Below are 23,005 nucleotides of genomic sequence, written 5' to 3' on the forward strand. Positions count from 1 at the left end.
GGATGGCGGTCGGGCGCGAGGACGGTTTGTCCACAGGAATCCGAATGCGGGTGGTGCCGGGGAGACCGAGCGGCGAGCCTGCGGGCATGACTGGTCGCGGGTGGTTCGGCGGGGTGTCCGTGGTGGTGAAGGTGATGACGGTGGTGCTCGTGCTCGTGCTCGTGCTCGGGCCGTCGGGGGCTTTTGGCGCCGTCGGCGTCTCGGGGACTTCGGGCGCCGTCGGGGATTCGGGCGCCGTCGGGGCTTCGGGACGCACGGGTGCGGCCGACCTCCCGGGCTCGGCCGGCGGGGCCGGGTGGGGTGGAGCGCGCGCCTGGCCGGTGGGCGGGCCGGGTGGGGTGCTGGGCCGCTTCGAGCCGCCGGCGAAGGTCTGGGCCGCCGGGCACCGGGGCGTGGACCTCGCCGCCGAGCCGGGGGTGGAGGTCCGGACGGCGGCTCCCGGAGTGGTCGCCTTCTCCGGGCTGGTGGCAGGACGGCCGGTGGTGACCGTCGCCCATCCCGGTTCGGGCTCTCCCCCGCTGCGGACCACCTACCTGCCCGTCACCGGCACCGTCCCGGTCGGCACCCCGGTGGCCGCCGGACAGCCGATCGGGCTGCTCGCCCCGGACGGGCGCCACTGCGCCGGGCGGGACTGCCTGCACTGGGGGCTGCTGCGCGGAAGCCGCTACCTGGACCCGCTGGCCCTGTTCGGCGCGGGAACGGCGCGACTGCTGCCGTTGAGAGGCACGGACGGGTAGGACCGGAGCCGAGGTCAGGACCGGGGCCGAGGTCGACTCGGGACCGGGCCAGGTTCAGGTTCCGGGGTGGACGAGTCCGTGCAGCACCATCGCGACGGCGGCGTCGGCGATCTCCTCTGGGCTCTCGGTCGCACAGCCGGTGCGACCTCCGGCCGTGGCCTGCTCGGCCCTGCGGGTCGCCGCCTCCACGACGCCCTGGACCAGGGCCGCGGCAAGCCGGGGCTGCGCGTGGCCGAGGTCCTCCAGTGTCCGGCCGACCAGACCGGCCAGCCTGCCGTGCGCGGCCCTGATCCGCTCGCGCGCGGCCTCGTCGAGCTCCAGTGCCGAGATCGCCACCACCGCCCGGTGCCGGGGGTCGGCGGCCAACGCCAGCTGGCCCCGGACGTAGGCCTCGATCCGCTCGACGGCGGTGTCGCAGCTCTCCATCCCGGCCTCGATCTCGGCTGCCCAGAGCGGGAGGTCCACCTCGCAGAGCGCCTCGACCACGGCGGCACGGGAGCGGAAGTACTCGTAGACCGAGGAGCGCGCCAGCCCGGTGCGCGTCGCGAGTGCGGGGAAGGTCAGGGCCTCCATGCCACCCTCGGTGAGCAGGATGCGGGCAGCATCGAGAAGCGCTGCGCGCTGGAGCTGGCGATGCTCGGCCACCGTGGCCGCTCGGATCTTCGGCACGCTCCCACTCTACGGAGCCATACCTCCGGCCGGTACGGCGCCGCGCATCGGGAAGATGCCCGGGCCCCACGAGCGGCTTCCGGCGGCCAGGTGTCGACGCCCGGGGGCCGACGCCCTATCGGATGTCCGACAGCTTGGCGCGCAGCTGGAGGACGGACTTGGTGTGGATCTGGCTCACCCGGCTCTCCGTCACCCCCAGCACCTGTCCGATCTCGGCGAGGGTGAGGCCCTCGTAGTAGTAGAGCGTCACCACCGTCTTCTCCCGCTCGGGGAGGGTGTTGACCGCCTGGGCCAGCAGCCTGCGCAGTTCGCGGTCCTCGGCCACCTCGACCGGGTTGTCCGCGCCGTGGTCCTCCAGGGTGTCCATCAGGCTCAGCCGGTCGCCGCCCTCCCCCACCGGGTGCAGCAGTTCGTCCAGCGCCACCACGTTGGCCAGCGACAGCTGGCTGAAGATGGCGTGCAGGTCCTCGATCGCGATGCCCATCTCGGCCGCGACCTCCGGCTCGTGCGGCGTCCGGCGCAGCCGGGCCTCCAGCGTCGCGTACGTCCGCTCGACCGCCTTCGCCTTCTGCCGTACCGAGCGCGGAATCCAGTCCAGGGCACGCAGCTCGTCGATGATCGCGCCGCGGATGCGGCTGATCGCATAGGTCTCGAACTTGATGGCGCGGCCGATGTCGAACTTCTCGATCGCGTCGATCAGCCCGAAGACCCCCGAGGAGACGAAGTCCGCCTGTTCCACGTTGGAGGGCAGACCGACCCCGACCCGCCCCGCCACGTACTTGACGAGCGGTGAGTAGTGCAGGATCAGCTGCTCGCGCAGCCGCTGGTCCCCGCTCTCCTTGTAGGAGCGCCAGAGTTCCTCGAGCGCGGTGCGGCCCTGGGTCGCGGCCCCCCGGGCGTCCTGCCCCTGGCCTCCGTCCGCCGTCCTCTCCCGGCGGGGCGGCGACACCGGCGAGGCGAGGGCCGGGGAGGCGGCGCTGCTGCCCGACGCACTCCCGGGCGACCGGGGCGCACCGGCCACTCCCGCGCCGGGGGGCACCCCGGCGGGTGCACCGGCGGGCGCGCCGGCGGAGCCTGCCGCGTCCGCGCCCTGGAGCGGCTCGGCACCCCGGGCCGCGTCCGTAGGCTGGGGCGCCACCGCCGGCCGCCCGCCCTGGCGCGACAGGCCGCCCATCGCCCCCGCCGACCTGGCCGGGAAGTCGGGCACGGGGCGCCTCTCGGTCCGCGGCCCTCCCGAGGACCGAGCGCCACCGGTCACTCTGTGTCCGGGAATGTGTGTGGGCATGCGTTGGTCTGCGCCGTTCTGCCGAGTCATGTGCTGATAGGGAAGGCATGTGGAGCGTAGCGTGACCAACTCACTGCAAAGCGCTACCGCCACTCGGTCGTCCCCCGATCCGGTGGCGCTCGCACATCGGATCCGGGCGACGAACAGGAGAACGGATCGGCAGGTCAGCAGGGCGGCTCCGACGTGCGTTCCCTCGACGCGAGCGCGTTCTCCGTTCCGGCGATCACCTCCTGCGCACCACGCGCCAGTGCGCGCCGTGCCGCTCCACGTAGCCGAGCGAGCCCAACTCGTAGAGCCGTTGAAGGACTTCGTCCGGCGGGAGACCGGACTGCCGGGCCAGTCGCTCGACCGGGGCGCCCTCCGGCGTCGCCGGTACGGCTTCCAGCACCCGGGCGACCGCCGGCTCCAGCAGGTCGCGCGGGAGCACCGGACCGCTGCGCTGCGGTGCCAGGTCGTCCCCGATCGCCCCGATCAGCTCGGTGATCTCGGCCGCGTCGGTGACCAGGACGGCGGCTCCGCTGCGGATCAGGGCGTGCACCCCGGCGGAGAAGGCCGAGGTCACCGGGCCCGCGACGCCCATGGTGTGACGGTTGAGGTCCCGCGCCCGTCTGGCCGTGCTCAGGGCGCCGCTTCGCACCGCCGCCTCGACCACCACCGTTCCCCGGGTGAGCGCCGCGATGACCCTGTTGCGCAGGACGAAGCGGAAGCGGTTCGGGTGCTCCCCGGGCGGGAGTTCACTGACCAGCAGACCCTGGACGCCGATCCGCCGGATCAGTTCGGCGTTGCCCTTGGGGTAGGCCACGTCGACGCCGCAGGCGAGCACGGCGGCGGTCATTCCGCCGACCGCGAGTGCCCCGCGGTGTGCGGCCGCGTCGATCCCGTAGGCCGCTCCGGAGACCACCATCCAGCCGCGCTCGGCCAGTTGGGCCGACAGCTCCCCCGCGACGTGGGCGCCGTAGGCGGTGCAGGCGCGGGAGCCCACCAGCGCGACCGAGCGGAGCGCGAGCAGCCGCAGCGAGCCGGTACCCGCCACCCAGAGCCCGACTGGACGTCCGTCACCCAGGTCGTCGAGTTGGCTGGGCCACTCGGTGTCCCCCGGAATGATGAACCGTCCACCGACGTCCCGTACCCGTTTCAGGTCCATCTCCGGGTCCAGGCCCGGGAGCCGCGCCTGGTACCCGGCCAGTCGGGTGGCGTCCAGTCCGGGATGGTCGGGCACCGTCCCGTCCCGGATCGCCTTGACCACGTCGACGGCGGAGAGTTGGCCGAGCCACCGGCCGACCACCGCGTCCCCCGGTTCGCTGAGCCGGCCGATCAGCACCCGGGCGAGGCGCTCGGGCTCGGGCCCGTCGTTGGTCGCGGCACCGGCCCCGGCCTCGGCCGCGCCGGGAATTCGAGGTTGCCTCAGCAGCTGGTTCATGCCTCACCCTTCTGGTTCCGCGAACGGTCGTCGGGCGCCCCGGGCGTCCTGGGCGTCGCGGGTGTCCTGGGCGTCGCGGACCAGCCGTCCTCCGGACTGTCGCGCTGCGCCGGGATTCCGCCGAGCCGGCCGAGGACCCGCTCGGCCAGCGGGAGTCCGTGCTCCACCCCGGTGCGCAGGACCAGCGCGGTGCGCACGTCCCGCTGGTCCGGCCGGTCGCGTCCGGCGAGGTCGGCGACCGTCCAGGCGACCCGGAGCACCCGGTCCAGGCCCCGGGCGGTCAGCAGCCCCCGCTCCAACTGCCGCGCGGCGTCGTTGAGCGCGCCGGGCCCGAGCTGCCAGCGGGTGCGCAGTTCGTGGCCCGGCACCTCCGCGTTGGTCCGCCACGGGGTGTCCGCCAACCGGGCCGCCGCCCGCTCACGCGCGGCCAGCACTCTGGCCGCGACGGTCTCGGTGGTCTCCGCCGTGGTGTCCCGTTCCATGAGCTCGACCCTGGTCACCGGGGCCACCTGGACCTGGAGGTCGACCCGGTCCAGCAGCGGCCCGGAGAGCCGCCCCTGATAGCGGCTGACCATGGCCGGGGTGCACTCGCAGCCCTCGCCCCGCCGCGAGTACCGGCCGCACGGACAGGGGTTGGCCGCCAGGCAGAGCAGGAAGCGGGCCGGGAGCCGCAACGAGCCGGCCGAGCGGGCGATCACCACCTCGCCCGCTTCCAGCGGCTGGCGCAGCGCGTCGAGCACCCGGACCGGGAACTCCGGCGCCTCGTCCAGGAAGAGCACGCCCCGGTGGGCCAGCGAGACCGCCCCCGGTCTCGGCAGACCGCTGCCGCCGCCGACGATGGCCGGCATCGTCGTGGAGTGGTGCGGAGCGCAGTAGGGCGCGGTGTCGATCAGTGGACGCCCGGCCGGGAGCAGCCCGGCCACCGAGTGGACGGCGGTGACCTCCAGTGCCTCCTTCTGGGTCAGCGGCGGAAGCAGCGAGGGCAGCCGCTCCGCCAGCATCGTCTTGCCCGCCCCCGGTGGGCCCTTCAAGTAGAGGTGGTGGCCTCCGGCGGCGGCGATCTCCAGGGCCCGCCGGGCCTCGTACTGGCCGGCCACATCGGCCATGTCGAGCCGGGCCGCCCGGTCGTCGGGCAGGCCCCGCACCCCCGCGCTGGGCAGCATCAGACCGGCCATCAGCGGATCCGGCCGGCCGCCGATCGGGTCGGGCGGCTCCTCCGGTGCCTCCGCGCCGGTCAGGGTGGCGACGAGCTGGCGCAGGCTGCGGACGCCGATCACCGTCACCCCGGGAACGAGCGAGGCCTCGGGCGCGGTCTGCTCGGCGACCACGACCCGCTCGTACCCGGCGTCGGCGGCGGCCAGCACCGACGGCAGCACCCCCCTGACCGGCCGCACCCGGCCGTCCAGCCCCAGCTCGCCGATGATCAGCAGGTCGGCGATGGCGGCGGGGTCGAGCCGTTCCGCGGCGGCCAGCACGGCGCAGGCGACCGCGAGGTCGAAGCCGCTGCCGCTCTTGGGCACCGAGGCGGGGCTGAGGCCGACCGTCAGCTTGCGCTGCGGCCAGGCCTCGCCGCTGTTCACGACCGCGGCACGGACCCGGTCGCGGGCCTCGGTGAGCGCCTTGTCGGGCAGGCCGACCAGGGTGAACGCCGCCACCCCGGGCTCCAGATCGGCCTGGACCTCGACGATCACTCCGTCGACGCCGACCAGCGCGACGGAACAGGTACGGGCGAAGGCCATCTCAGACCACCCCCCGCAGGTGGTCGACCAGGGCCGCACCCCGCGCCCGGTTGACCACCGCGACCAGGTCGATCCGCACCCCGCCCGGTGGGGCGGGCGGCCATTGCGGATCGGTGGGCCCCGGGTCGTAGCCGGGCCCGGCCAACTCCGCGAAGTGACCGGGCCAGCGCTCGGCCATCCAGCGCTCGGCCAGGCGCTGCAGTCGGGCCGCCTTGGCCCGGTCGATGGCCTCGGTGGGCTGCTGGAACCCCCGCTCGGAGCGGGTCTTCACCTCGCAGACCGCCACGGTGTCGCCGTCGAGGGCGACGATGTCCAGCTCGCCCTCGACGCAACGCCAGTTGCGGTCCAGGATGCGGAGCCCGGCCTCGGTGAGGCGGCGGGCGGCGACCCGCTCCCCGTAGCGGCCGAGCCCGTTCTTGGTGCTGCGCTCCGGGATCGCCCGCGGGGCCTTCCCGGCTGCGGCCGTGTCCGGTACGGCCTGGTCCTGCACGACGGTCTGCTGCATGGTGACCACCTCCGCCGAGGAGGCTGCACCATGGCGCGCGCCGGGGCCCGGGAATTCCCTGTCCCTGTGGATAACCCGGGCCTGTGGACAACTTTTGTCACCCGCAGGAGTGAGAAGCCCCGTTCCTCCCGAAATCGGCTGGACAACGCGGGACGGAGTCGTTCAACGTCAGTTCCCGAAGCCGGACTCGTCCGAGGGCAGCTCCAGGTCGCTCTTCGCGAGTTCCTCGATGTTCACGTCCTTGAAGGTCAGCACCCGGACCTTGCGGACGAACCGGGCCGGCCGGTACATGTCCCAGACCCACGCATCCGCCATCGACACCTCGAAGAACACCTCGCCCTGGACCGAGTGCACCTGCAGCTCGTAGTCGTTGGTGAGGTAGAACCGTCGCTCGGTCTCGATCACGTACTTGAACAGGCCGACGACGTCCCGGTACTCCCGGTAGAGCTTGAGCTCCATCTCGGTCTCGTACTTCTCGAGATCTTCGGCACTCATCCAGGCGTCCCCTCAAATTGTCACGTCCACCCATTGTGGACCACCGCACCCACGGTCAGAGCCGTACCGGATCCACCGGCGGGCCCTCGGCCAGCAGCCGCTCCAGGAAGTCCGCCAGACCGGGCGGATAGACCGTCTCGGCGGTCCCCCTCAGTTCCTCGACCGTCCACCAGCGCGCCGCGAGCAACTGGGCGTGCTCGTCGGCGCCCATGCCCGAGTGGTCCAGCCCCGTCTCCGTGGTCCGGGCCAGGTGGAACCACTGCTCCTGCTCGTAGCGCTGTCCCTGAAAGGAGAACGACACCGTGCCGTACGCCACCAAGGGCCCCAGGTCCACACCCCGCAAGCCGGTCTCCTCGGCGAGCTCCCGCTCGGCGGCCCCGCGCACGTCCTCCCCCGGCTCCAAGCCGCCTCCGGGCGTGAACCACCACGTCTCGCCCGGGGTGGCCGGATCGGCCCCCAGGAAGAGGAGGATGCGGTCCAGCCCGTCCAGCAGCAGGATCCGCGCCGCCCTGCGGCGCCGTGCTGTCATGGCAGCGCTCCACGCTCCTTCCGTCCGCATCGGTGGCGCTACCGATCCTGCCACCCGACGCGGCCGTCCGGGGCGATGTTCGGCAGAGCGGCCCGCCGGGCGACGGTCCCGCTCAGGCGCCGCGCCCCCGGAGCCGGCGGGCCAGACCCGCCACCCCGCCCACCACCGAGGTCACGAGGATCAGCGCCGCGCCCGCAACGGCGGCGGCGGCGAGGGGCCCCAGCGGCCCCGGCTTCGAGGCCTTCGGGCCCGCGAAGCCGTCGAAGTCCGTGACCCGGTCGAGCAGGCCCATGCGGCCGAAGGGCAGCACCGTGGCCTCGACCCTGGCCTCGACGGCCTCGGCCGGGACGGTCCCGTCGTCGACCTCCAGGTGGGTGCGGGAGTCGAGCGAGCCCATCCGGTTGTCGCCGAGCAGGAACAGCCGGCCCTGCGGCACCGTCACGCTGAACGAAGCGCCCTGGCGGCCCTGTGTCGCGAGGTAGGGCTCGTCCACCGGCTGCCCGTTGACCGTCAGCCGGTAATCGGCCCCGGTGGTGGCGACGGTGTCCCCGCCGACCGCGACCACCCGCTTGACCATGAGCTCACCGCCCCAGGCCTGGTCCCGGAAGACCACCACGTCGCCCCGCCCGATGTCGCCGCCGCCGACCTTGCGGGCGAGCACGGTGTCCCCGGCGCGCAGGGTCGGGTGCATCGAGGCGGTGGGGATCTTGTACGGCCGGTAGTCGATCGCGATCAGGGCGAAGCCGCCGACCATCAGCACCAGCCCCAGCGCCAGGGCGACGCCCTGGAGCACCGCGGCGGCCCCGCGGCGCCCACGGGCGGGTACCGGAGGGCGGTCGACCGTCTGCTCCACGACACTGCTCATCGACACCGTCCACCTCTGGCCGACCGGAGAACACCACTGGCACGCCGGAGGCACGGGCGGAAAAGCCGACGGGCCGTGGCACGTCCGAGCAGATTACTCGTCGGTACCACGGCCCGCGCAAGAGCCGGGGCCAAGCCGGAACACGATCCGGTGGAGCTCAGGACTCCTTGCGGTGCTCCGCCCGGCCCCGCACCCGACGGACCAGCGGGAGCAGGGCGACGGCCCCCACCGCACCGGCCACGGGGGGCGCCATCGGCGCGGCCGCCGCCAGGCCCTTCTGGTCGAAGGTGTCCGGCACCGGCAGCGTGGACCAGTGGCTGATCGGCCAGGCCACCACGAACGCGCGCCCGATCACGTTGTCCACCGGGACGGTGCCGCCACCCGGCTGGTCCATGTGGAAACGGGAGTCCAGCGAGTTGGCGCGGTGGTCACCCATCACCCAGATCCGGTCCTTGGGCACCTTGACCGGGCCGAAGGGGTGGTCACCGCAGGGGGTGTTGCCCTGGTAGACGTACGGCTCGTTGAGGGCGACGCCGTTGACCTTGACCGGCCCCTCGCCCTCGCACTCGACGGTGTCCCCGCCGACCGCGATGACCCGCTTGATCAGGTCCTTCTCGTTGGCGGAGGGCATCAGACCGACGAAGCTGAGCACGTCCTGCACACCCCGGAGGAAGGCGTTGCTGCTCTGCTGGGCCGGCTCGTCGCTCAGCCAGCCGCCCGGGTCGTGGAACACCACGACCTCACCGCGCTCGGGCTCGGCCCCGAACCACGGGGTCAGCTTGTCCACCAGGACGCGGTCGCCGACCTGCAGCGTGTTCTGCATCGATTCCGACGGAATGGAGAACGCCTGGACGAAGAACGTCTTGATCACCAGCGCGAGGATCAGCGCGATGCCGACCAGGATCGGCAGTTCCTTCCAGAACGAACGCGGCTTGCGCGGCTTGGAGGGAGCCTCCGACTCCGATCCGTCCGCGGGCTCGGCCCCCGCGTGCGAGGAGTCCGGGGAGTCCTCCGAGCCGGCACCCTGCCCGTCAGCGGTCTGCGCCGCCGCGTCCTCGACCGAGGCCGAGGAGGCCGCGGACTCGGCGGACCGGTCCGCCCGACGACCTGGGCCCTCGGGCTCTCCGGCGCCTGATCGGGCGCCGATCACCAAATCCCCCACAACGTCTCCTCCCTGCTGTGCGGACGCCCGCGCGCCCGCGCTCAGAGTGCCGCACAGCGGGCACCACGCTCACCACGACCATGAACGCCTCAGGGCTGCCCACCGCGGACTCCCCCGACACCAGCACGGCCTCGGCACACGGCCGGGACCACTCCCGGCCGCACCTGCACTTCTCTATCACTCCCAGGCATCCGGCTCGCGGTCCCACACGCGAGGCCCGTCCGGTCGACGGCCGGCGCTGCTCACTCCGGAGGCCGCCCCGACCTGCGCGCGACGAACGGAAGGATGCCCAACACACCCATAACGAGCGGGGGTTCCACAGGAACCGGCCCAACGCCCACCGACTCCGCGGCAGTTCCGCCGGCCTGCGGCATCCGGGCGAGAGAGGAGAGTGAACCTGGCGCATCGAGTTGATGGAAGCGGTCCAGCGGCCAGGCGATCACGAACGCGCGGCCGACCACGTCGCTCAACGGGACCGTTCCCTGGCCCGGATTGCCCATGTGGAAACGGGAGTCGGCAGAGACGTCCCGATGGTCGCCCATGACCCACAGCCGTCCCTGTGGCACCTGCACCTTGAAGGTCTGCCGGGACGGCGGGTTGCCGGGCGCGAGGTAGGACTCCTCCACCGGACGACCGTTGACGCTGAGGCGCCCCTGTGCGTCGCAGCACTCGATGGTGTCCCCGCCGACGCCGATCACCCGCTTGATCAGGTCCTGCTCGTTGTCGGAGGGCAGCAGTCCGACGAAGGTCAGCACCTGTTTGGCCCCGCCCAGCACCGGGCCGTCGCCGGACGGCTTCCGGTCGCGCTCCAGCCAGCCGCCCGGGTCCTTGAACACCACGATGTCGCCGCGCTGCGGCTCACTGCCGAACCAGGGGGTCAGCTTGTCGACCAGTACCCGGTCCCCGATCCGGATGGTCTGCTCCATCGAGCCCGAGGGGATCACGAACACCTGGATCAGGAAGGTCTTCATCACCAGCGCCACCAGCAGGGCCACCAGGACGATCAGCGGCACCTCGCGCACCAGCGAGCGCTTGCGCCGACCGGCCGCCTTGCGGGCACTGCGACGGCGCTCGGCCCGGCCGCGCGGCGGCGGGGCACTGGTCGGCGGGGCACCGGTCGGCCCCGAGCCGGCGCCGCCGGCCTGCCCCGGTCCCGCGGTCGCCGCTCCCCCGACGGCCGGACGGTCGGCGAGCCGTCCCCTACCCCTGGTCCCCATGACCACCCGTCCCCGCAGTCGGGGCGAGGGCCGCGGGCCGGTCCAGGCCGGTCCAGCGCGAGAACGGGTAGACCACCCAGTCCGCCCTGCCGATCACCTTCGCCTCGGGCACGAAGCCGCCGCCGGGCTCGCCGAGGTGGTCGCGGGAGTCCCGGGAGGCGCTGCGGTGGTCACCCATCACCCACAGCTTGCCGGCGGGCACGACGATGTCGAAGGCCACGCTCGACGGGTCGTCGCCCGGGGACAGGTAGGAGGTCTCGTCGATCGGCACGCCGTTGACGGTGATCGGCGCGCCCGGGCCGGTGCTGGTCACCCGGTCCCCGCCGACGCCGATCACGCGCTTGACGTAGACGGTGTTCCCGGCCGGGGTCAGACCGAGGTCCTGGGCGAACGATCGCAGGCCGTCCCAGAAGCCGGGCGGCTTCGCCGACTCCCGGAGGAAGGAGCCCGTCCCGTCGAAGACCACGACGTCGCCTCGCCGGGGGTGGCCGCCGAAGGCGTAGGCGAGCTGGTTCGCGACCAGCCGGTCGCCCGGGCGCAGGGTCTCCTCCATCGACCCGGAGGGCACCGAGAACGGACGCGCGACGAAGGCGTTCACCAGCAGCAGGGCTGTCAGGCAGATCCCGGCCACCAACAGCAGGTCGCGCGAACGCGAGTGCCCCGGCTCATCGTCCTGCTCCGGGCCGTCGTCTCCGCAGCCGCCCGTCCGCTCCCCGACGCGTTCAGGGCCCTCGGCCTGCTCCGGTACCTCAGTGCGCTCCGGTACCTCGGCATGCTCCGGCCCCTCGGCATGCTCCGGCCCGCCGGTGGCCGCCGGCCTGTCGGTGGCCACCGGGCCCACAACAGCCTCCGGGCCGTCGACACCATCCGCCGCGGCGCCCCCGTCGTCGACCCCGGCGGAACCGCTCCCGGAAACGACCGCGGACCGCGACAGCGAGTCCGCACCGGTGGGTGCGGGACTGCCGTCGCGGTCCGCGGGTGGTTCGTGCGTGCTCATCGGGGGGTGAGCTTACCTTGCGGTCGTTCGCCCCCCTCGGAACGTTCCGATCCCCGGCGAGGCCGGGGGCCGGTGGATCAGCGGTCGCGCTTCTCCTTGATCTTCGCGGCCTTGCCGCGGAGGTCACGCAGGTAGTACAGCTTGGCGCGGCGAACCGCACCGCGGGTCACGACCTCGATCTTCTCGACGACCGGGGTGTGCACCGGGAAGGTGCGCTCCACGCCGACGTTGAAGCTGACCTTGCGGACGGTGAAGGTCTCACCGATACCGGCGCCGTGGCGGCGGATGACGACGCCCTGGAAGACCTGGACACGGGAGCGGTTGCCCTCGATGACCCGGACGTGAACCTTCAGGGTGTCACCGGCGCGGAAGGCCGGAATGTCGCTACGCAGCGAGGCCGCGTCGACAGCAGCGAGCTTGTTGCTCATGTTGCTCTCCATCGCAGGCGCCACGGGCCGCCCACGGAAAATCGTCACAATGGGGTTTGCTGCGGGCCGCATCGGCTGACGACGATCCCCCCGTGGCGAGGGCGCCGGTCCACGTGTCCCCTACGGAAGGGAACCAGCGACAGACAACAGCCGCCTATTCTTCCACATCACCGGCCACGGACCGAAATCGGCCGAGCCGCTCGTCCCAGGCCAGGCCGAGGATGCTCAGCGCCTCCCGCTCCTTCTTGTCGAAGGCTCCGTACTGCCAGCGCTCGACCAGGTCGGGCCGGTTCGCCAGGGTCCGGGCGAAGGCCTGCTCGCGGCGCCAGCGGGCGATCCTGCCGTGGTTGCCGCTGAGCAGCACGTCCGGCACCGTCCAGCCGCGCCACTCGGCGGGCTTGGTGTAGACCGGGCCCTCCAGCAGGTCGGCCATCGCGCCCGGCGCGAAGGAGTCGTCGCGGTGGGACTCGGCGTTGCCGAGCACCCCCGGCAGCAGCCGGGCGATCGCCTCGACCATCACCAGCACGGCGACCTCGCCGCCGGCCAGCACGTAGTCGCCGATCGAGGCCTCGACCACCGGCATCCGGGTGGCCGCTTCCTCGATCACCCGGCGGTCGATGCCCTCGTACCGGGCGGGGGTGAAGGCCAGCCACGGGCGCCCGGCCAGTTCCTGGGCGAGCTCCTGGGTGAACGGTCGCCCGCTCGGCGTCGGGACGATCAGGGTGGGCACCTGCCCCTCGGGGCCGCCGGCGATCACCGCGTCCAGCGCCTCGCCCCACGGCTCGGGCTTCATCACCATGCCGGGGCCGCCGCCGTACGGACTGTCGTCGACCGTGCGGTGCACGTCGTGGGTCCACTCGCGCAGGTCGTGGACGTGCACGTCCAGCTGGCCGCGGGCGCGGGCCTTGCCGACCAGCGAGACGTCCAGCGGCTCCAGGTACTCGGGGAAGATCGTGACGACGTCGATCCGCATGCCGCTCCGCGCGCCGCCGGACCCCGCGTCGTCCGCCCCGGCGCCGCTCGTGATCGCACCGCTCGTGGCCGCACCGCTCGTGACCGCACTGCTCGACACAGCGCCGTCGGCCGCCGGAACGTCCGCCCCGGTGTTCTCCTCCGCGGTCACTGCGACTCCTCCGAGCCCTCGGCGCCGTCGGCACCCTCAGCGGTCTCGGCGCCGTCGGCACCCTCAGCGGTCTCGGCGCCCTCGGCCGAGGAGGTCCCCGCGACGTCGGCCTGCTCCGGGTCGATCAGCCCGGGCGGCGGGGTGATCACGGCGCGCTGGTTCTCCAGATCGATGGTCGGCACGATCTGGCTGACGAAGGGCACCAGCACCTCCGTCCCGTCGGCCTTCTCGACCGTGAGCAGGTCCTGGTAGGGCAGGTGGAGGACCTCGGTCAGCTCGCCGACCAGGGTGCCGTCCAGCAGCACCACGTCCAGGCCGATCAGCTGGTGGTCGTAGTACTCCTCCGGGTCCTCGGGGCTCTCCTCCGGGTCGACCTCGGAGATGAGCACGGTGCCGCGGAGGGCCTCGGCCGCGTTGCGGTCCTTGACGCCGGCGAAGCGCAGCAGCAGCCGGCCGCTGTGCACCCGGCCCGACTCGACGGTCAGCGGCCCGACCGACGCGGGGTCGGTGAGCACGACGGCACCGGGGCCGAGCCGGAGTTCCGGCTCGTCGGTGCGGACCTCGACACTGACGTCCCCCCTGATGCCGTGGGCACGGCCGATCCTGCCGACGACGAGCTGCACGGTGATCGTTCTCCTGGAGTTCCTGAGCCGAAACGAAAGCGACGGCGACGGGCTGCGAAGCGATGATGCGAGGGAAATGCGGAGGGAAATGCGAAAAGGCCGACCGGGACGACATGCGTCCCGGTCGGCCTCACAAGCCCTGACGGCTGAACGAGCAGCAGCGTCAGCGAATGTTGTCCACGTCGACCAGGTCGACCCGGACGTTGCGACCGCCTAGGGCGCCGACCACGGTGCGCAGAGCGCGCGCCGTACGGCCGCCCCGGCCGATCACCTTGCCGAGGTCATCGGGGTGCACTCGCACCTCGATGGTGTTACCCCGACGCAGGTTGCGCGAGCGCACCTGCACCTCGTCGGGGTGCTCGACGATGCCCTTCACCAGGTGGTCGAGGGCGTCCTCGATCACGATCAGGCCTCGGCGGCGACGTCGGCCTCGGCCTCGGCCTTGTCCGACTTCTTGGCCTTCGGGGTGATGGCGACACCGGTGGTGGCGTCCTCGAAGCCGGCGACGGCCTTCGCGAACAGGTGCGAGAAGTCCTCGACCTTCGGCTCGGCGACCAGCAGCGGCGCCGGAGCCGGCAGGCCCTTGAACTTCTGCCAGTCGCCGGTCAGCTTCAGGATGGCGAGCACCGGCTCGGTCGGCTGGGCGCCGACGGACAGCCAGTACTGGGCGCGGTCGCTGTCGACCTCGATCTTCGAGGGGTTGTAGGTCGGCTGGTAGATGCCGATCTCCTCGATCGCGCGACCGTCACGCTTGGTGCGGGCGTCGGCGACGACGATGCGGTAGTGCGGGGAGCGAATCTTGCCGAGACGCTTCAGCTTGATCTTGACTGCCACGGGAGTGGATTCTCCTGGTGTTGACGTGGGTGAGCGGGCTCGCCATCGCGTGGGGTTGCGCGGCGGACCGTTCAAGGGACACGCCAGCCGTAGGAGAGAGGGGTCCTGCTCGGCTGCCGAGTACTCAGCTGTCCATTCTGCCACATCGGCGAGAACCGGCTGCACGCGGGACCGGGAGCCCGGTCAGGGCTCGACCGGGAGCCCCCGCTCCCGGTCCAACCCGAAGACGTCACCGCTGTCCTGCCGTACCGCTCATTCGGTACCGCTCACTCTGCCGCCTGATGCCGCTCATTCCGGCCGGGCCGCTGCCCGCACAGCAGCCCGCCGGGACGTCGAACGACTAAGCGATCTTGAACGGCTGCTGGCACGCGCCGCAGACGATGGACGCCTGCGCGAGCACCGACGGAACGACCCGGACGTTGCGCCCGCAGCCGCAGACCGCCTTGACCCGCACGCCGCCCCCGGAGGAGCCGTGCCGGGCCGCCGGGCCGCGGAAGGCGCGCGTCGCGCCGTCGCCGGCCACCGCCTCCTGGTGCGCCCCGAGGGCACGGTCCAGGCGCTCGATGGTCTCGGCGTACCGCTCCTGCGTCTCCTTGAGCATGGTCACCTGGGAGAAGCCGCTGCTCGCGTGCGGCTCGACCGGGTGCGCCAGGCCCAGCTCGGAAGCGAGCATCAGGAAGCGCCGGTTGTGGTAGCGGCCGGCCCGCGAGGTGTCCCGGATGTCCCGGGCCGCGGCCAGACCGTGGGCGGCCTCGTGCAGGAGCCGCTCGAAACCGAGCCGTGTCCCGCAGGCCGAGGAGGACTCGCCGATCAGCGCCTCGGGCGAGGCGAGGTCGGGGAGGTCCTGGTGGTAGGCCTGGATGTCACTCCAGGCGGCGGCCAGTTCGGCCGCGAGAACGAGGGGCTGTGTCGTGCTCACGCTAGACCAACGATGGAGTGCGAGCCGATGTTCCGCATGTTCTCGTTCTTGGGAAATTCACAGGGAACTCCCAGGAATGCAAGGCCGCGCGCGAATTGCGCGTTCCGGATCTGACGCAAGACCAACCCCCTGCCGGTTTCGGCCCGTCGCGAGGTCGGCGGGCCTGGTGAATTTCCGTCCGGGGAGCGGGCTGTCGCCACCCAGGACGTACGGCCCGTGGGCCTGCCGGATTGACAGGGCCACGGGCCGTACACCGTACCGCTATTCCGTTAATACCGGGAGTTGACCGGCCAGTAGGGATGTCCACCGCGGGGACGCACCGGAGGAGTTACCGGATTCTTACCCTTCCGCATTCCGGGCAAATGTCGCCGCTGTCGGTCATTACCCGCGGACGACGGACGCCCGGCGGACATCAACAGGACATCCACCGAACACCGAACGCCCGTCGGGGCGCACCCGTGACGGCCGCGCGCCCGGAACGGACGCACGCCCGGGCCGAGCGCGCCCCCGGAGCGGACCCGAACCCGGGACAAGCGGGCCCCGGACGGACGACGGCGCAGCCCGGACGGACGACGGCGCGCCCCGGACGGACGTCAGTACGCCCGGGCGACGATCGCGATGTTGCCCTCCTGGTCGTCCGCCGCCGGCACCGAGCCGTCGGCCGCGACGATGCAGCGCACCGTGACGCCCTGCTCGGCCAGCTTGGCCTCGCCCTCCGCGCCGAGCTCGGCCCAGGAGATCCGGCCCCAGCCGGTCGCGGCGGCCTCGATGGCCTCGTCGATGGTCTTGACGTCGACCGTGCGGGACTCGCGGCGCTCGCGGGACTGGCGCAGCAGCAGCGCCTGGTCCTCCTCCAGCACGCCCGGGACCAGCGCGACGAGGGAGTCGATGGAGACCGGCTCCTTGCCGCCCGGGATGCGGCGGGCCAGCATCGCGGTGCCGTTCTCCAGATCCCGCGGGCCGACCTCGATGCGCAGCGGAACGCCCTTGAGTTCCCAGTCGACGGCGCGGCGGCCGAACGGGGTGTCGGTGCGGTCGTCGACCACGACCCGGATGCCGGCGGCCTCCAGCTGGGCGCCGATCTCGCGGACCTTGGCGATGACCGCGTCGTCGCCCTTGATGGCGAGCACGACGGCCTGGACGGCGGCCAGGCGCGGGGGCACCCGCAGGCCGTTGTCGTCGCCGTGGGACATGATCAGGCCGCCGACCATGCGGGTCGAGACGCCCCAGGAGGTCTGCCAGACGTGCTCGCGCTCGGCGCCCTGCAGCTGGTAGGTGGTGTTGAACGCCTTGGCGAAGTTCTGGCCCAGCTCGTGGCTGGTGCCCATCTGCAGGGCCTTGCCGTCGCCCATCATGCCCTCGAGGGTGAGGGTGTTGATGGCGCCGGCGAAGCGCTCCTTGGCGGTCTTGCGGCCGAGCACGACGTCGATGCCGAGCACGTTGGTCATGAAGTCGCCGTAGACCTGGGTGTGGATCATCGACGCGTAGGCGCGGGCGTCCTCGTAGGTGGCGTGGGCGGTGTGGCCCTCCTGCCAGAGGAACTCGGTGGTGCGCAGGAAGACGCGCGGGCGCAGCTCCCAACGGACCACGTTGGCCCACTGGTTGATCAGCAGGGGCAGGTCCCGGTGGCTCTGCACCCACTTCGAGAAGTACTCGTTGATGATCGTCTCGGAGGTCGGCCGGACGACGACCGGCTCCTCCAGCTGCTTGCCGCCGCCGTGGGTGACCACCGCGAGTTCGGGGGCGAAGCCCTCGACGTGCTCGGCTTCCTTGGTCAGGTAGGACTGCGGGATGAACATCGGGAAGTAGGCGTTCTGCGCGCCGGCCTTCTTGATCCGCGCGTCCATCTCCTGCTGCATCCGCTCCCACAGGCCGTAGCCGTACGGTCGGATGACCATGGTGCCGCGCACCGGACCGTTGTCGGCCAGCTCGGCCTTGTTGATGAGGTCCTGGTACCAGCGCGGGAAGTCTTCCGCCTGAGGGGTGAGAACGGGTGCCTTAGCCATGGGGCGAATGGTACGGGGCCCGGGGCCCCGGTTTCGAATCGGTATCACCGGACGGGGGCGCACCACCGCGACACGCGCGCACCACCCTGCACCCCTCTGGACGCCGGGCCCGACCCGCTGTTCGCTGGTGTGGGGCGGGACTTTGGGGGAGCCGTAGCAGCACACCGAAGGACCGGATGGGAGGCCGCCGTGGCTTCAGCTCGGACGACCGGCACGACCGCACGACCGACGGGCGCACGCCCGCACCACCCGCGGACCGGGGTCGCCCGCCCCGCGCGGGCGCGCGACTGGGCGGAGATCCAGGAACGCATGCTGGTGCCGCTCTACGAGGCGGTCTACGACCGGCTGGAGGTCGGCCCGGCGAGCAGTGTGCTGGGCCTGGGCTGCCGGTCCGGGCTGGCCCTGCTGCTCGCCGCCGGGCGGGGCGCCCAGGTCGCCGGGCAGGAGCCGCGGGAGGAGCTGCGCGAGCTGGCCCACGACCGTCGGCTGCGGGTGTGCGCGGGGGCTCGGACAGCGTCCGCCGTCCCCCGCTCGGCCCATTCGCTGGTAACGGTTTTCGAGCAGCTGCCCGGCGCCGCCGGGTCCGGCCCGGTGGTCGCCGAGGCCGCCCGGCTCGCTCTCCCGGGCGGGCACGTGGTGCTGGCCGCCTGGGGCCCGCCGGAGCGCTGCGAGAGCGCCGCGGTGCTGGACGTGGCCCGGCGGATGGCGGGCCGGACCACCGCGCGGGACCCGTTCGAGCTGAGCGTGCCGGGCGCCCTGGAGGACCTGCTCGCCCCGGCCGGCCTGCGCCCGGCCGGCAGCGGCCGGGTGAGCTGCCCGTTCGCGTACGCCGACCTCGACAGCGCCGTTCGCGGCCTGCTCTCCACCGGTCTGTTCGATCCGGCCGAGGAGTTCTCCGGCGCCTCGCTGGTGGCCAAGGAACTGGAGGAGGCGCTCCAGCCTCACCTGCGCGCGGACGGCACGGTGCGGATGGAGAACCTGTTCCGCTACCTGGTCGCCGAGCGGCCGCGCTAGCAGGGGCGGGGAGACGAAAAAAACCGGGGGCGCTCGCCACTCTGGCGCGCGCCCCCGGCATCGGGCGTCACGCCCGGTCGATCGACTTCCCGTCGGAACCGTCGGAACCGCCGGAAGACCCCGCCGACCCCGTGGAAGGCCCTTCGGAAGACCCCGCCGACCCCGCCGAGCCCTCCGCGCCCGCCGAACCCGCCGAGGCCGCCTCCCGCGGCACCCCCGCCGCCCGGTACGCCGCCTCCTCGTCCAGCGTCTCCGCCTCCAGCAGCGCCGCCGCCAGCGCGTCCAGCCGGTGCCGCTGCTCGTTCAGGATCCGCACCGCGTCGCCGTAGCACTCGGAGACGATCCGCCGGGCCTCCTCGTCCACCGCGTCCAGGGTGGTCGGCGCGGCGGAGAGCCCGTACGCGCCCTGCGGGTCGGAGGGCACCGCGGTGAGCCGGCCGACCCGCTCGCTCATCCCCCAGCGCCCGGCCATCCCGCGGGCGATGTTGGTGACCTGCTCCAGGTCGCTCTCCGCGCCGGTGGTGATCACCCCGTAGACCACCTGCTCGGCCGCCATGCCGCCGAGCGCGCCGATGATCCGGCCGCGCAGGTAGGGCTCGGTGTACGAGTAGCGGTCGTTCTCCGGGGTGGAGAGGGTGACGCCGAGCGCCCGGCCGCGCGGCACGATGGTGATCTTGCGGACCGGGTCCGCGCCGGGCTGGAGCATGCCCAGCAGCGCGTGCCCGCTCTCGTGGTACGCCGTCCGCTCGCGCTCCTCCTGCGGCATCACCAGCGGCCGCACCGCACCGAGCTGGACCTTCTCCAGGGCGTCCGAGAGGTCCCGCTCGTTGACGGCGTCCTGCTCGCGCTTGACGGCCAGCAGCGCTGCCTCGTTGACCAGGTTGGCGAGTTCGGCGCCGGTCATCCCGGGCGTGACCTTGGCCAGTTGGTTGAGGTCGGTGCCGCCGGCCAGCGGGACGCTGCGGCTGTGGATGCGCAGGATCGCGGCACGGCCCTCCCGGTCGGGCGGGCTGACGGTGATCCGCCGGTCGAAGCGGCCGGGGCGCAGCAGCGCCGGGTCGAGCACGTCCGCCCGGTTGGTCGCGGCGATCACGATGACGCCCTCGGAGCCGGTGAAACCGTCCATCTCGGTGAGGATCTGGTTGAGGGTCTGCTCGCGCTCGTCGTGCCCGCCCATGCCGCCGCCGGCGCCGCGCTGGCGGCCGATGGTGTCGATCTCGTCGATGAAGATGATCGCGGGGGCGACCTTGCGGGCCTCGGCGAACAGCTCGCGGACCCGGCTGGCGCCGACGCCGACGATCATCTCGATGAACTCGGAGGCGGAGGCGGAGAAGAACGGCACGTTCGCCTCGCCGGCCACGGCCCGGGCGAGCAGGGTCTTGCCGGTTCCGGGCGGGCCGCTCAGCAGCACGCCGCGCGGCATCTTGGCGCCGAGCCGGCGGTACCGCTCGGGGTTCTTCAAGTAGTCGACGACCTCGGTGAGTTCGGCCTCGACCTCGTCGATGCCGGCCACGTCGGCGAAGGTGGTGCGCTTGCCCTCCTCGGCCATGACCGGCTTGGGCGGGGCCTTGCGGCCGAGCGGTCCGCCGCCGAGTCCGCCGGCCATCCGGCGGGCGAGCAGCACCCAGATGAAGATCAGTAGCAGCATCGGGGCGAGCGAGAGCAGCAGGTTGGTGAGGAAGCTGCGCTGCTGGACGGGCGAGGTGGCGGTCACCTCGACGCCCTGCTGCTGCAGGGTGGCCCAGAGGTTGTCGCCCGCGAAGGAGGGCCGCTGGGTGTCGAACTCGGTGTAGTCGCCCTTGCCGCCGTCCGGTTTGGGCTGGGCGGTCTTGAGGGTGCCCTCGATCGCGTCGCCCTTGGCGTAGATCTTGGTGATGTTGCCCTTGTTCAGCTGGTTGTTGAACTCGGTGTACGAGATCGTGGTGGCGCCGGCGGGGCCGAAGAAGGACAGCAGCAGGTCCGAGATCAGGAACACCACGAGGGCGGTGAGGGCGAGGCCCACCCAGCCGCCGGGCATCCGGCGCTTGGGCGGCGGGGGCGGGGCACCCTCCGAACGCCAGGGCTGTTCGGGGGTCTGACGTGGCGGCACGGGTTCGGTCACCCATCGGACAATACGGACAGCTGCTCGGACGAGCCAATCGCAACGCCGCGCCCGGACCGCCGTACGCCCGTGTCAACCCCTCCCACCAGCGGCTATGCCGTTGCGCCCGGCCACTCCTCGGCGGTCAGGGCGAACCGCTCGTGGTCGCGCCAGTCGCCCTGGAGGAACAGCATCCGCGGCGAGAAGCCCTCGTGCCGGAAGCCCAGCCGCTTGGCCATCGCGACCGAGCGCTCGTTGTCCGGCTGGACGTTGATCTCCAGCCGGTGCAGCCCCAGCCCGTCGGCCGACTGCGGGGTGAAGCAGCGGTCCACGACCAGCCGCATGCCCTCGGTCATCCGGCCGGTGCCGTTGAACGGGAGGTAGGAGTCGTAGCCCAGCGTGGCGTTGCAGAAGCGGCTCATCACGATGTTGGCGACGTTCACCTTGCCGACCAGTCCGCCGGTCTCCCGGTCGAGGATCAGGAAGGTGCGCAGCCCGGAGCCCTGGCGCTTCAGCAGGTCGGGCAGTCCGTCCGGCTCGACCGGGTTCCACCGTCCGATGTGCTCGGCGGACCGCCGGACCGCCTCGGCGTACGCGGCCGTGTCGTCGGCCCTCGGGGCCCTGATCATCACTCGCATGTCCCCATCATCGGACACGCGATCGGCCCGCCGCCCGGAAACACCGGGCGACGGGCCGACCAGAATCGATCAGGACCGACCGCCGTTGATCAACGGATGACCAAAGGCGGCGGCACGTCCAAGGACTACAGCATGTCCTTGAACTCCTTGGGCAGCTCGAAGTCGGCCGGGCCCTTGCCCGCGCCGAGGCCGAACGCGCCGCCGTCCGCCGGACCCTGGCCGGCGCCCGGGCCGAGCGCGCGGCGCTCGGCGGCCGCGGCCTCGTCCTGCGCCCGCTTCAGCGGGTTGCCGCTCTTGCGCTTGCCCTTGGCCTGCGGGGCCTTCTTCGCGGACTTCTTCCCGCCGCCGCCCATGCCGGGGATCCCCGGCATGCCGGGCATGCCCTTGCCGGAGGCCATCGCGGACATCATCTTGCGGGCGTCGAAGAACCGCTCGACCAGGTTCTTCACCTCGCCGACCTGGACGCCCGAACCCTTGGCGATGCGGGCCCGGCGGGAGCCGTTGATCAGCTCCGGCTCGGCGCGCTCGGCCGGGGTCATCGACTTGATGATCGCGCCGACCCGGTTGACGTCCTTGTCGTCGATGTTGTTGATCTGGTCCCGGATCTGGCCCATGCCGGGCAGCATGCCGAGCAGCTTGGAGATCGAGCCCATCTTCTGGACCTGCTCCAGCTGGGACAGGAAGTCGTCCAGGGTGAACTGCTTCGGGCCGCCGCGCAGCTTGGCGGCGATCTTCTCCGCCTCGGCCTGCGAGAAGGTCTGCTCGGCCTTCTCGATCAGCGAGAGGACGTCACCCATGCCGAGGATGCGCGAGGCCATCCGGTCCGGGTGGAAGGCGTCGAAGTCGTCGACCTTCTCGCCGTTGGAGGCGAACATGATCTGCCGGCCGGTGACGTGCGCGACCGACAGGGCGGCACCGCCGCGGGCGTCGCCGTCGAGCTTGGAGAGCACCACACCGGTGAAGTCGACGCCGTCGAGGAAGGCCTGGGCGGTGGTGACCGCGTCCTGGCCGATCATCGCGTCGACGACGAACAGGACCTCGTCCGGGTTCACCGCGGCACGGATGTCGGCGGCCTGCTGCATCAGCTCGGCGTCGATGCCCAGGCGGCCGGCGGTGTCGACGACGACGACGTCGTACTGCTTCTGCTTGGCGTACTCGATCGAGTCCTTGGCCACCTGCACCGGGTCGCCGACGCCGTTGCCCGGCTGCGGGCCGTAGAAGGCCACGCCGGCGCGCTCGGCGACCACCTGGAGCTGGTTGACCGCGTTGGGGCGCTGGAGGTCGCAGGCGACCAGCAGCGGGGTGTGCTTCTGCGTCTTCAGCCAGTGGCCGAGCTTGCCCGCGAGGGTGGTCTTACCGGCACCCTGGAGACCGGCCAGCATGATCACCGTCGGGCCGCTCTTGGCGAACCGCACCCGGCGGGTCTCGCCACCGAGGATCGCGATGAGCTCCTCGTTGACGATCTTGATGATCTGCTGCGCCGGGTTCAGCGCGCCGGAGACCTCGGCACCGAGGGCCCGCTCCTTGACCTGCTTGATGAAGGCCCGGACGACCGGCAGCGCGACGTCCGCCTCCAGCAGCGCGATGCGGATCTCGCGGGCGGTGGCGTCGATGTCCGCCTCGCTCAGGCGGCCCTTGCCCCGGAGGTTCTTGAACGTCGCTGCGAGGCGATCGGAAAGGGTGTCGAACACGTCGTCGCGGGTCCTCTGCGGCATCGGTA

General features: G+C 72.4%; 22 protein-coding genes and 1 pseudogene. 2 read left to right on the plus strand and 21 right to left on the minus strand.

The genetic code is table 11. From position 1 onward, the window contains the following. Positions 1-86 precede the first annotated feature (86 nt). Positions 87-737 carry a M23 family metallopeptidase gene (locus ACFVGO_RS19390; protein ID WP_359900621.1) on the plus strand — a complete coding sequence of 217 codons (651 nt, stop codon included), beginning with the start codon at positions 87-89 and terminating at the stop codon, positions 735-737. 54 nt (positions 738-791) lie between these two features. Here ACFVGO_RS19390 and ACFVGO_RS19395 read toward each other — a convergent pair whose 3' ends face one another. The 18 genes and pseudogenes from ACFVGO_RS19395 to proS form a co-directional block, all read right to left on the minus strand. Continuing rightward, positions 792-1,382 carry a TetR/AcrR family transcriptional regulator gene (locus ACFVGO_RS19395; protein WP_359900692.1) on the minus strand — a complete coding sequence of 197 codons (591 nt, stop codon included), beginning with the start codon at positions 1,380-1,382 and terminating at the stop codon, positions 792-794. Positions 1,383-1,521: 139 nt separating this feature from the next. Next, positions 1,522-2,317 (minus strand): annotated as a pseudogene (whiG, locus tag ACFVGO_RS19400) (RNA polymerase sigma factor WhiG); the annotation flags it as partial. A 597-nt stretch (positions 2,318-2,914) separates the two neighbouring features. Then, on the minus strand, positions 2,915-4,111 hold the full coding sequence (gene dprA, locus ACFVGO_RS19405; protein ID WP_380633065.1) for a DNA-processing protein DprA: 1,197 nt from the start codon (positions 4,109-4,111) through the stop codon (positions 2,915-2,917). Then, positions 4,108-5,850 carry a YifB family Mg chelatase-like AAA ATPase gene (locus ACFVGO_RS19410; protein WP_359900615.1) on the minus strand — a complete coding sequence of 581 codons (1,743 nt, stop codon included), beginning with the start codon at positions 5,848-5,850 and terminating at the stop codon, positions 4,108-4,110. Before ACFVGO_RS19410 ends, dprA begins: the two co-directional genes overlap by 4 nt. A gap of 1 nt (position 5,851) precedes the next feature. Continuing rightward, on the minus strand, positions 5,852-6,355 hold the full coding sequence (locus tag ACFVGO_RS19415) for a YraN family protein (RefSeq protein ID WP_359900612.1): 504 nt from the start codon (positions 6,353-6,355) through the stop codon (positions 5,852-5,854). 168 nt (positions 6,356-6,523) lie between these two features. Continuing rightward, positions 6,524-6,850 carry a DUF2469 domain-containing protein gene (locus ACFVGO_RS19420; protein ID WP_030056781.1) on the minus strand — a complete coding sequence of 109 codons (327 nt, stop codon included), beginning with the start codon at positions 6,848-6,850 and terminating at the stop codon, positions 6,524-6,526. 55 nt (positions 6,851-6,905) lie between these two features. Continuing rightward, positions 6,906-7,379 (minus strand): NUDIX hydrolase, encoded by a 474-nt coding sequence (locus ACFVGO_RS19425; RefSeq protein WP_380543377.1) that lies wholly within the window; start codon positions 7,377-7,379, stop codon positions 6,906-6,908. Positions 7,380-7,491: 112 nt separating this feature from the next. Next, complete coding sequence (gene lepB / locus ACFVGO_RS19430; protein ID WP_380633069.1) at positions 7,492-8,244, minus strand: signal peptidase I; 753 nt, start codon at positions 8,242-8,244, stop codon at positions 7,492-7,494. A 157-nt stretch (positions 8,245-8,401) separates the two neighbouring features. Further along, positions 8,402-9,406, minus strand: a complete 1,005-nt coding sequence (gene lepB / locus ACFVGO_RS19435; protein ID WP_380633071.1) for a signal peptidase I — start codon at positions 9,404-9,406, stop codon at positions 8,402-8,404. A gap of 242 nt (positions 9,407-9,648) precedes the next feature. After that, positions 9,649-10,419, minus strand: coding sequence for a signal peptidase I (gene lepB / locus ACFVGO_RS19440; protein WP_380633073.1), 771 nt, complete (start codon positions 10,417-10,419; stop codon positions 9,649-9,651). Positions 10,420-10,606: 187 nt separating this feature from the next. After that, positions 10,607-11,455, minus strand: coding sequence for a signal peptidase I (gene lepB, locus ACFVGO_RS19445; RefSeq protein ID WP_359900686.1), 849 nt, complete (start codon positions 11,453-11,455; stop codon positions 10,607-10,609). Between the two features lie 242 nt (positions 11,456-11,697). Further along, on the minus strand, positions 11,698-12,048 hold the full coding sequence (rplS, locus tag ACFVGO_RS19450; RefSeq protein ID WP_030306736.1) for a 50S ribosomal protein L19: 351 nt from the start codon (positions 12,046-12,048) through the stop codon (positions 11,698-11,700). A gap of 154 nt (positions 12,049-12,202) precedes the next feature. Continuing rightward, positions 12,203-13,021 carry a tRNA (guanosine(37)-N1)-methyltransferase TrmD gene (trmD, locus tag ACFVGO_RS19455; RefSeq protein ID WP_380633100.1) on the minus strand — a complete coding sequence of 273 codons (819 nt, stop codon included), beginning with the start codon at positions 13,019-13,021 and terminating at the stop codon, positions 12,203-12,205. Positions 13,022-13,167: 146 nt separating this feature from the next. Next, positions 13,168-13,794 (minus strand): ribosome maturation factor RimM, encoded by a 627-nt coding sequence (rimM, locus tag ACFVGO_RS19460; protein ID WP_359900603.1) that lies wholly within the window; start codon positions 13,792-13,794, stop codon positions 13,168-13,170. 163 nt (positions 13,795-13,957) lie between these two features. After that, positions 13,958-14,197 (minus strand): RNA-binding protein, encoded by a 240-nt coding sequence (locus ACFVGO_RS19465; RefSeq protein WP_030056773.1) that lies wholly within the window; start codon positions 14,195-14,197, stop codon positions 13,958-13,960. Between the two features lie 2 nt (positions 14,198-14,199). Beyond that, positions 14,200-14,628, minus strand: coding sequence for a 30S ribosomal protein S16 (gene rpsP, locus ACFVGO_RS19470; protein ID WP_359900600.1), 429 nt, complete (start codon positions 14,626-14,628; stop codon positions 14,200-14,202). A 340-nt stretch (positions 14,629-14,968) separates the two neighbouring features. Then, positions 14,969-15,547, minus strand: a complete 579-nt coding sequence (locus ACFVGO_RS19475) for a hypothetical protein (protein ID WP_049650398.1) — start codon at positions 15,545-15,547, stop codon at positions 14,969-14,971. Between the two features lie 593 nt (positions 15,548-16,140). Further along, the gene (gene proS, locus ACFVGO_RS19480; RefSeq protein ID WP_359900597.1) at positions 16,141-17,553 is read right to left on the minus strand and encodes a proline--tRNA ligase; all 1,413 of its coding nucleotides are present in this window, start codon (positions 17,551-17,553) and stop codon (positions 16,141-16,143) included. 189 nt (positions 17,554-17,742) lie between these two features. Between proS and ACFVGO_RS19485 the strand changes: the two genes are divergently transcribed. Beyond that, positions 17,743-18,567, plus strand: a complete 825-nt coding sequence (locus ACFVGO_RS19485) for a class I SAM-dependent methyltransferase (protein WP_380354234.1) — start codon at positions 17,743-17,745, stop codon at positions 18,565-18,567. A 67-nt stretch (positions 18,568-18,634) separates the two neighbouring features. Here ACFVGO_RS19485 and ftsH read toward each other — a convergent pair whose 3' ends face one another. From ftsH to ffh, 3 genes are all read right to left on the minus strand, one after another. After that, positions 18,635-20,668 (minus strand): ATP-dependent zinc metalloprotease FtsH, encoded by a 2,034-nt coding sequence (ftsH, locus tag ACFVGO_RS19490; RefSeq protein ID WP_380633077.1) that lies wholly within the window; start codon positions 20,666-20,668, stop codon positions 18,635-18,637. Positions 20,669-20,760: 92 nt separating this feature from the next. After that, positions 20,761-21,285 carry a GNAT family N-acetyltransferase gene (locus ACFVGO_RS19495; RefSeq protein WP_380633079.1) on the minus strand — a complete coding sequence of 175 codons (525 nt, stop codon included), beginning with the start codon at positions 21,283-21,285 and terminating at the stop codon, positions 20,761-20,763. Between the two features lie 125 nt (positions 21,286-21,410). Beyond that, positions 21,411-22,976: a signal recognition particle protein gene (ffh, locus tag ACFVGO_RS19500; RefSeq protein ID WP_380354239.1), complete on the minus strand. Its 1,566-nt coding sequence runs from the start codon at positions 22,974-22,976 to the stop codon at positions 21,411-21,413. Positions 22,977-23,005 lie beyond the last annotated feature (29 nt).

The organism is Kitasatospora sp. NPDC057738, from assembly GCF_042798815.1.
Lineage (GTDB): Bacteria > Actinomycetota > Actinomycetes > Streptomycetales > Streptomycetaceae > Kitasatospora > Kitasatospora lactacystinica.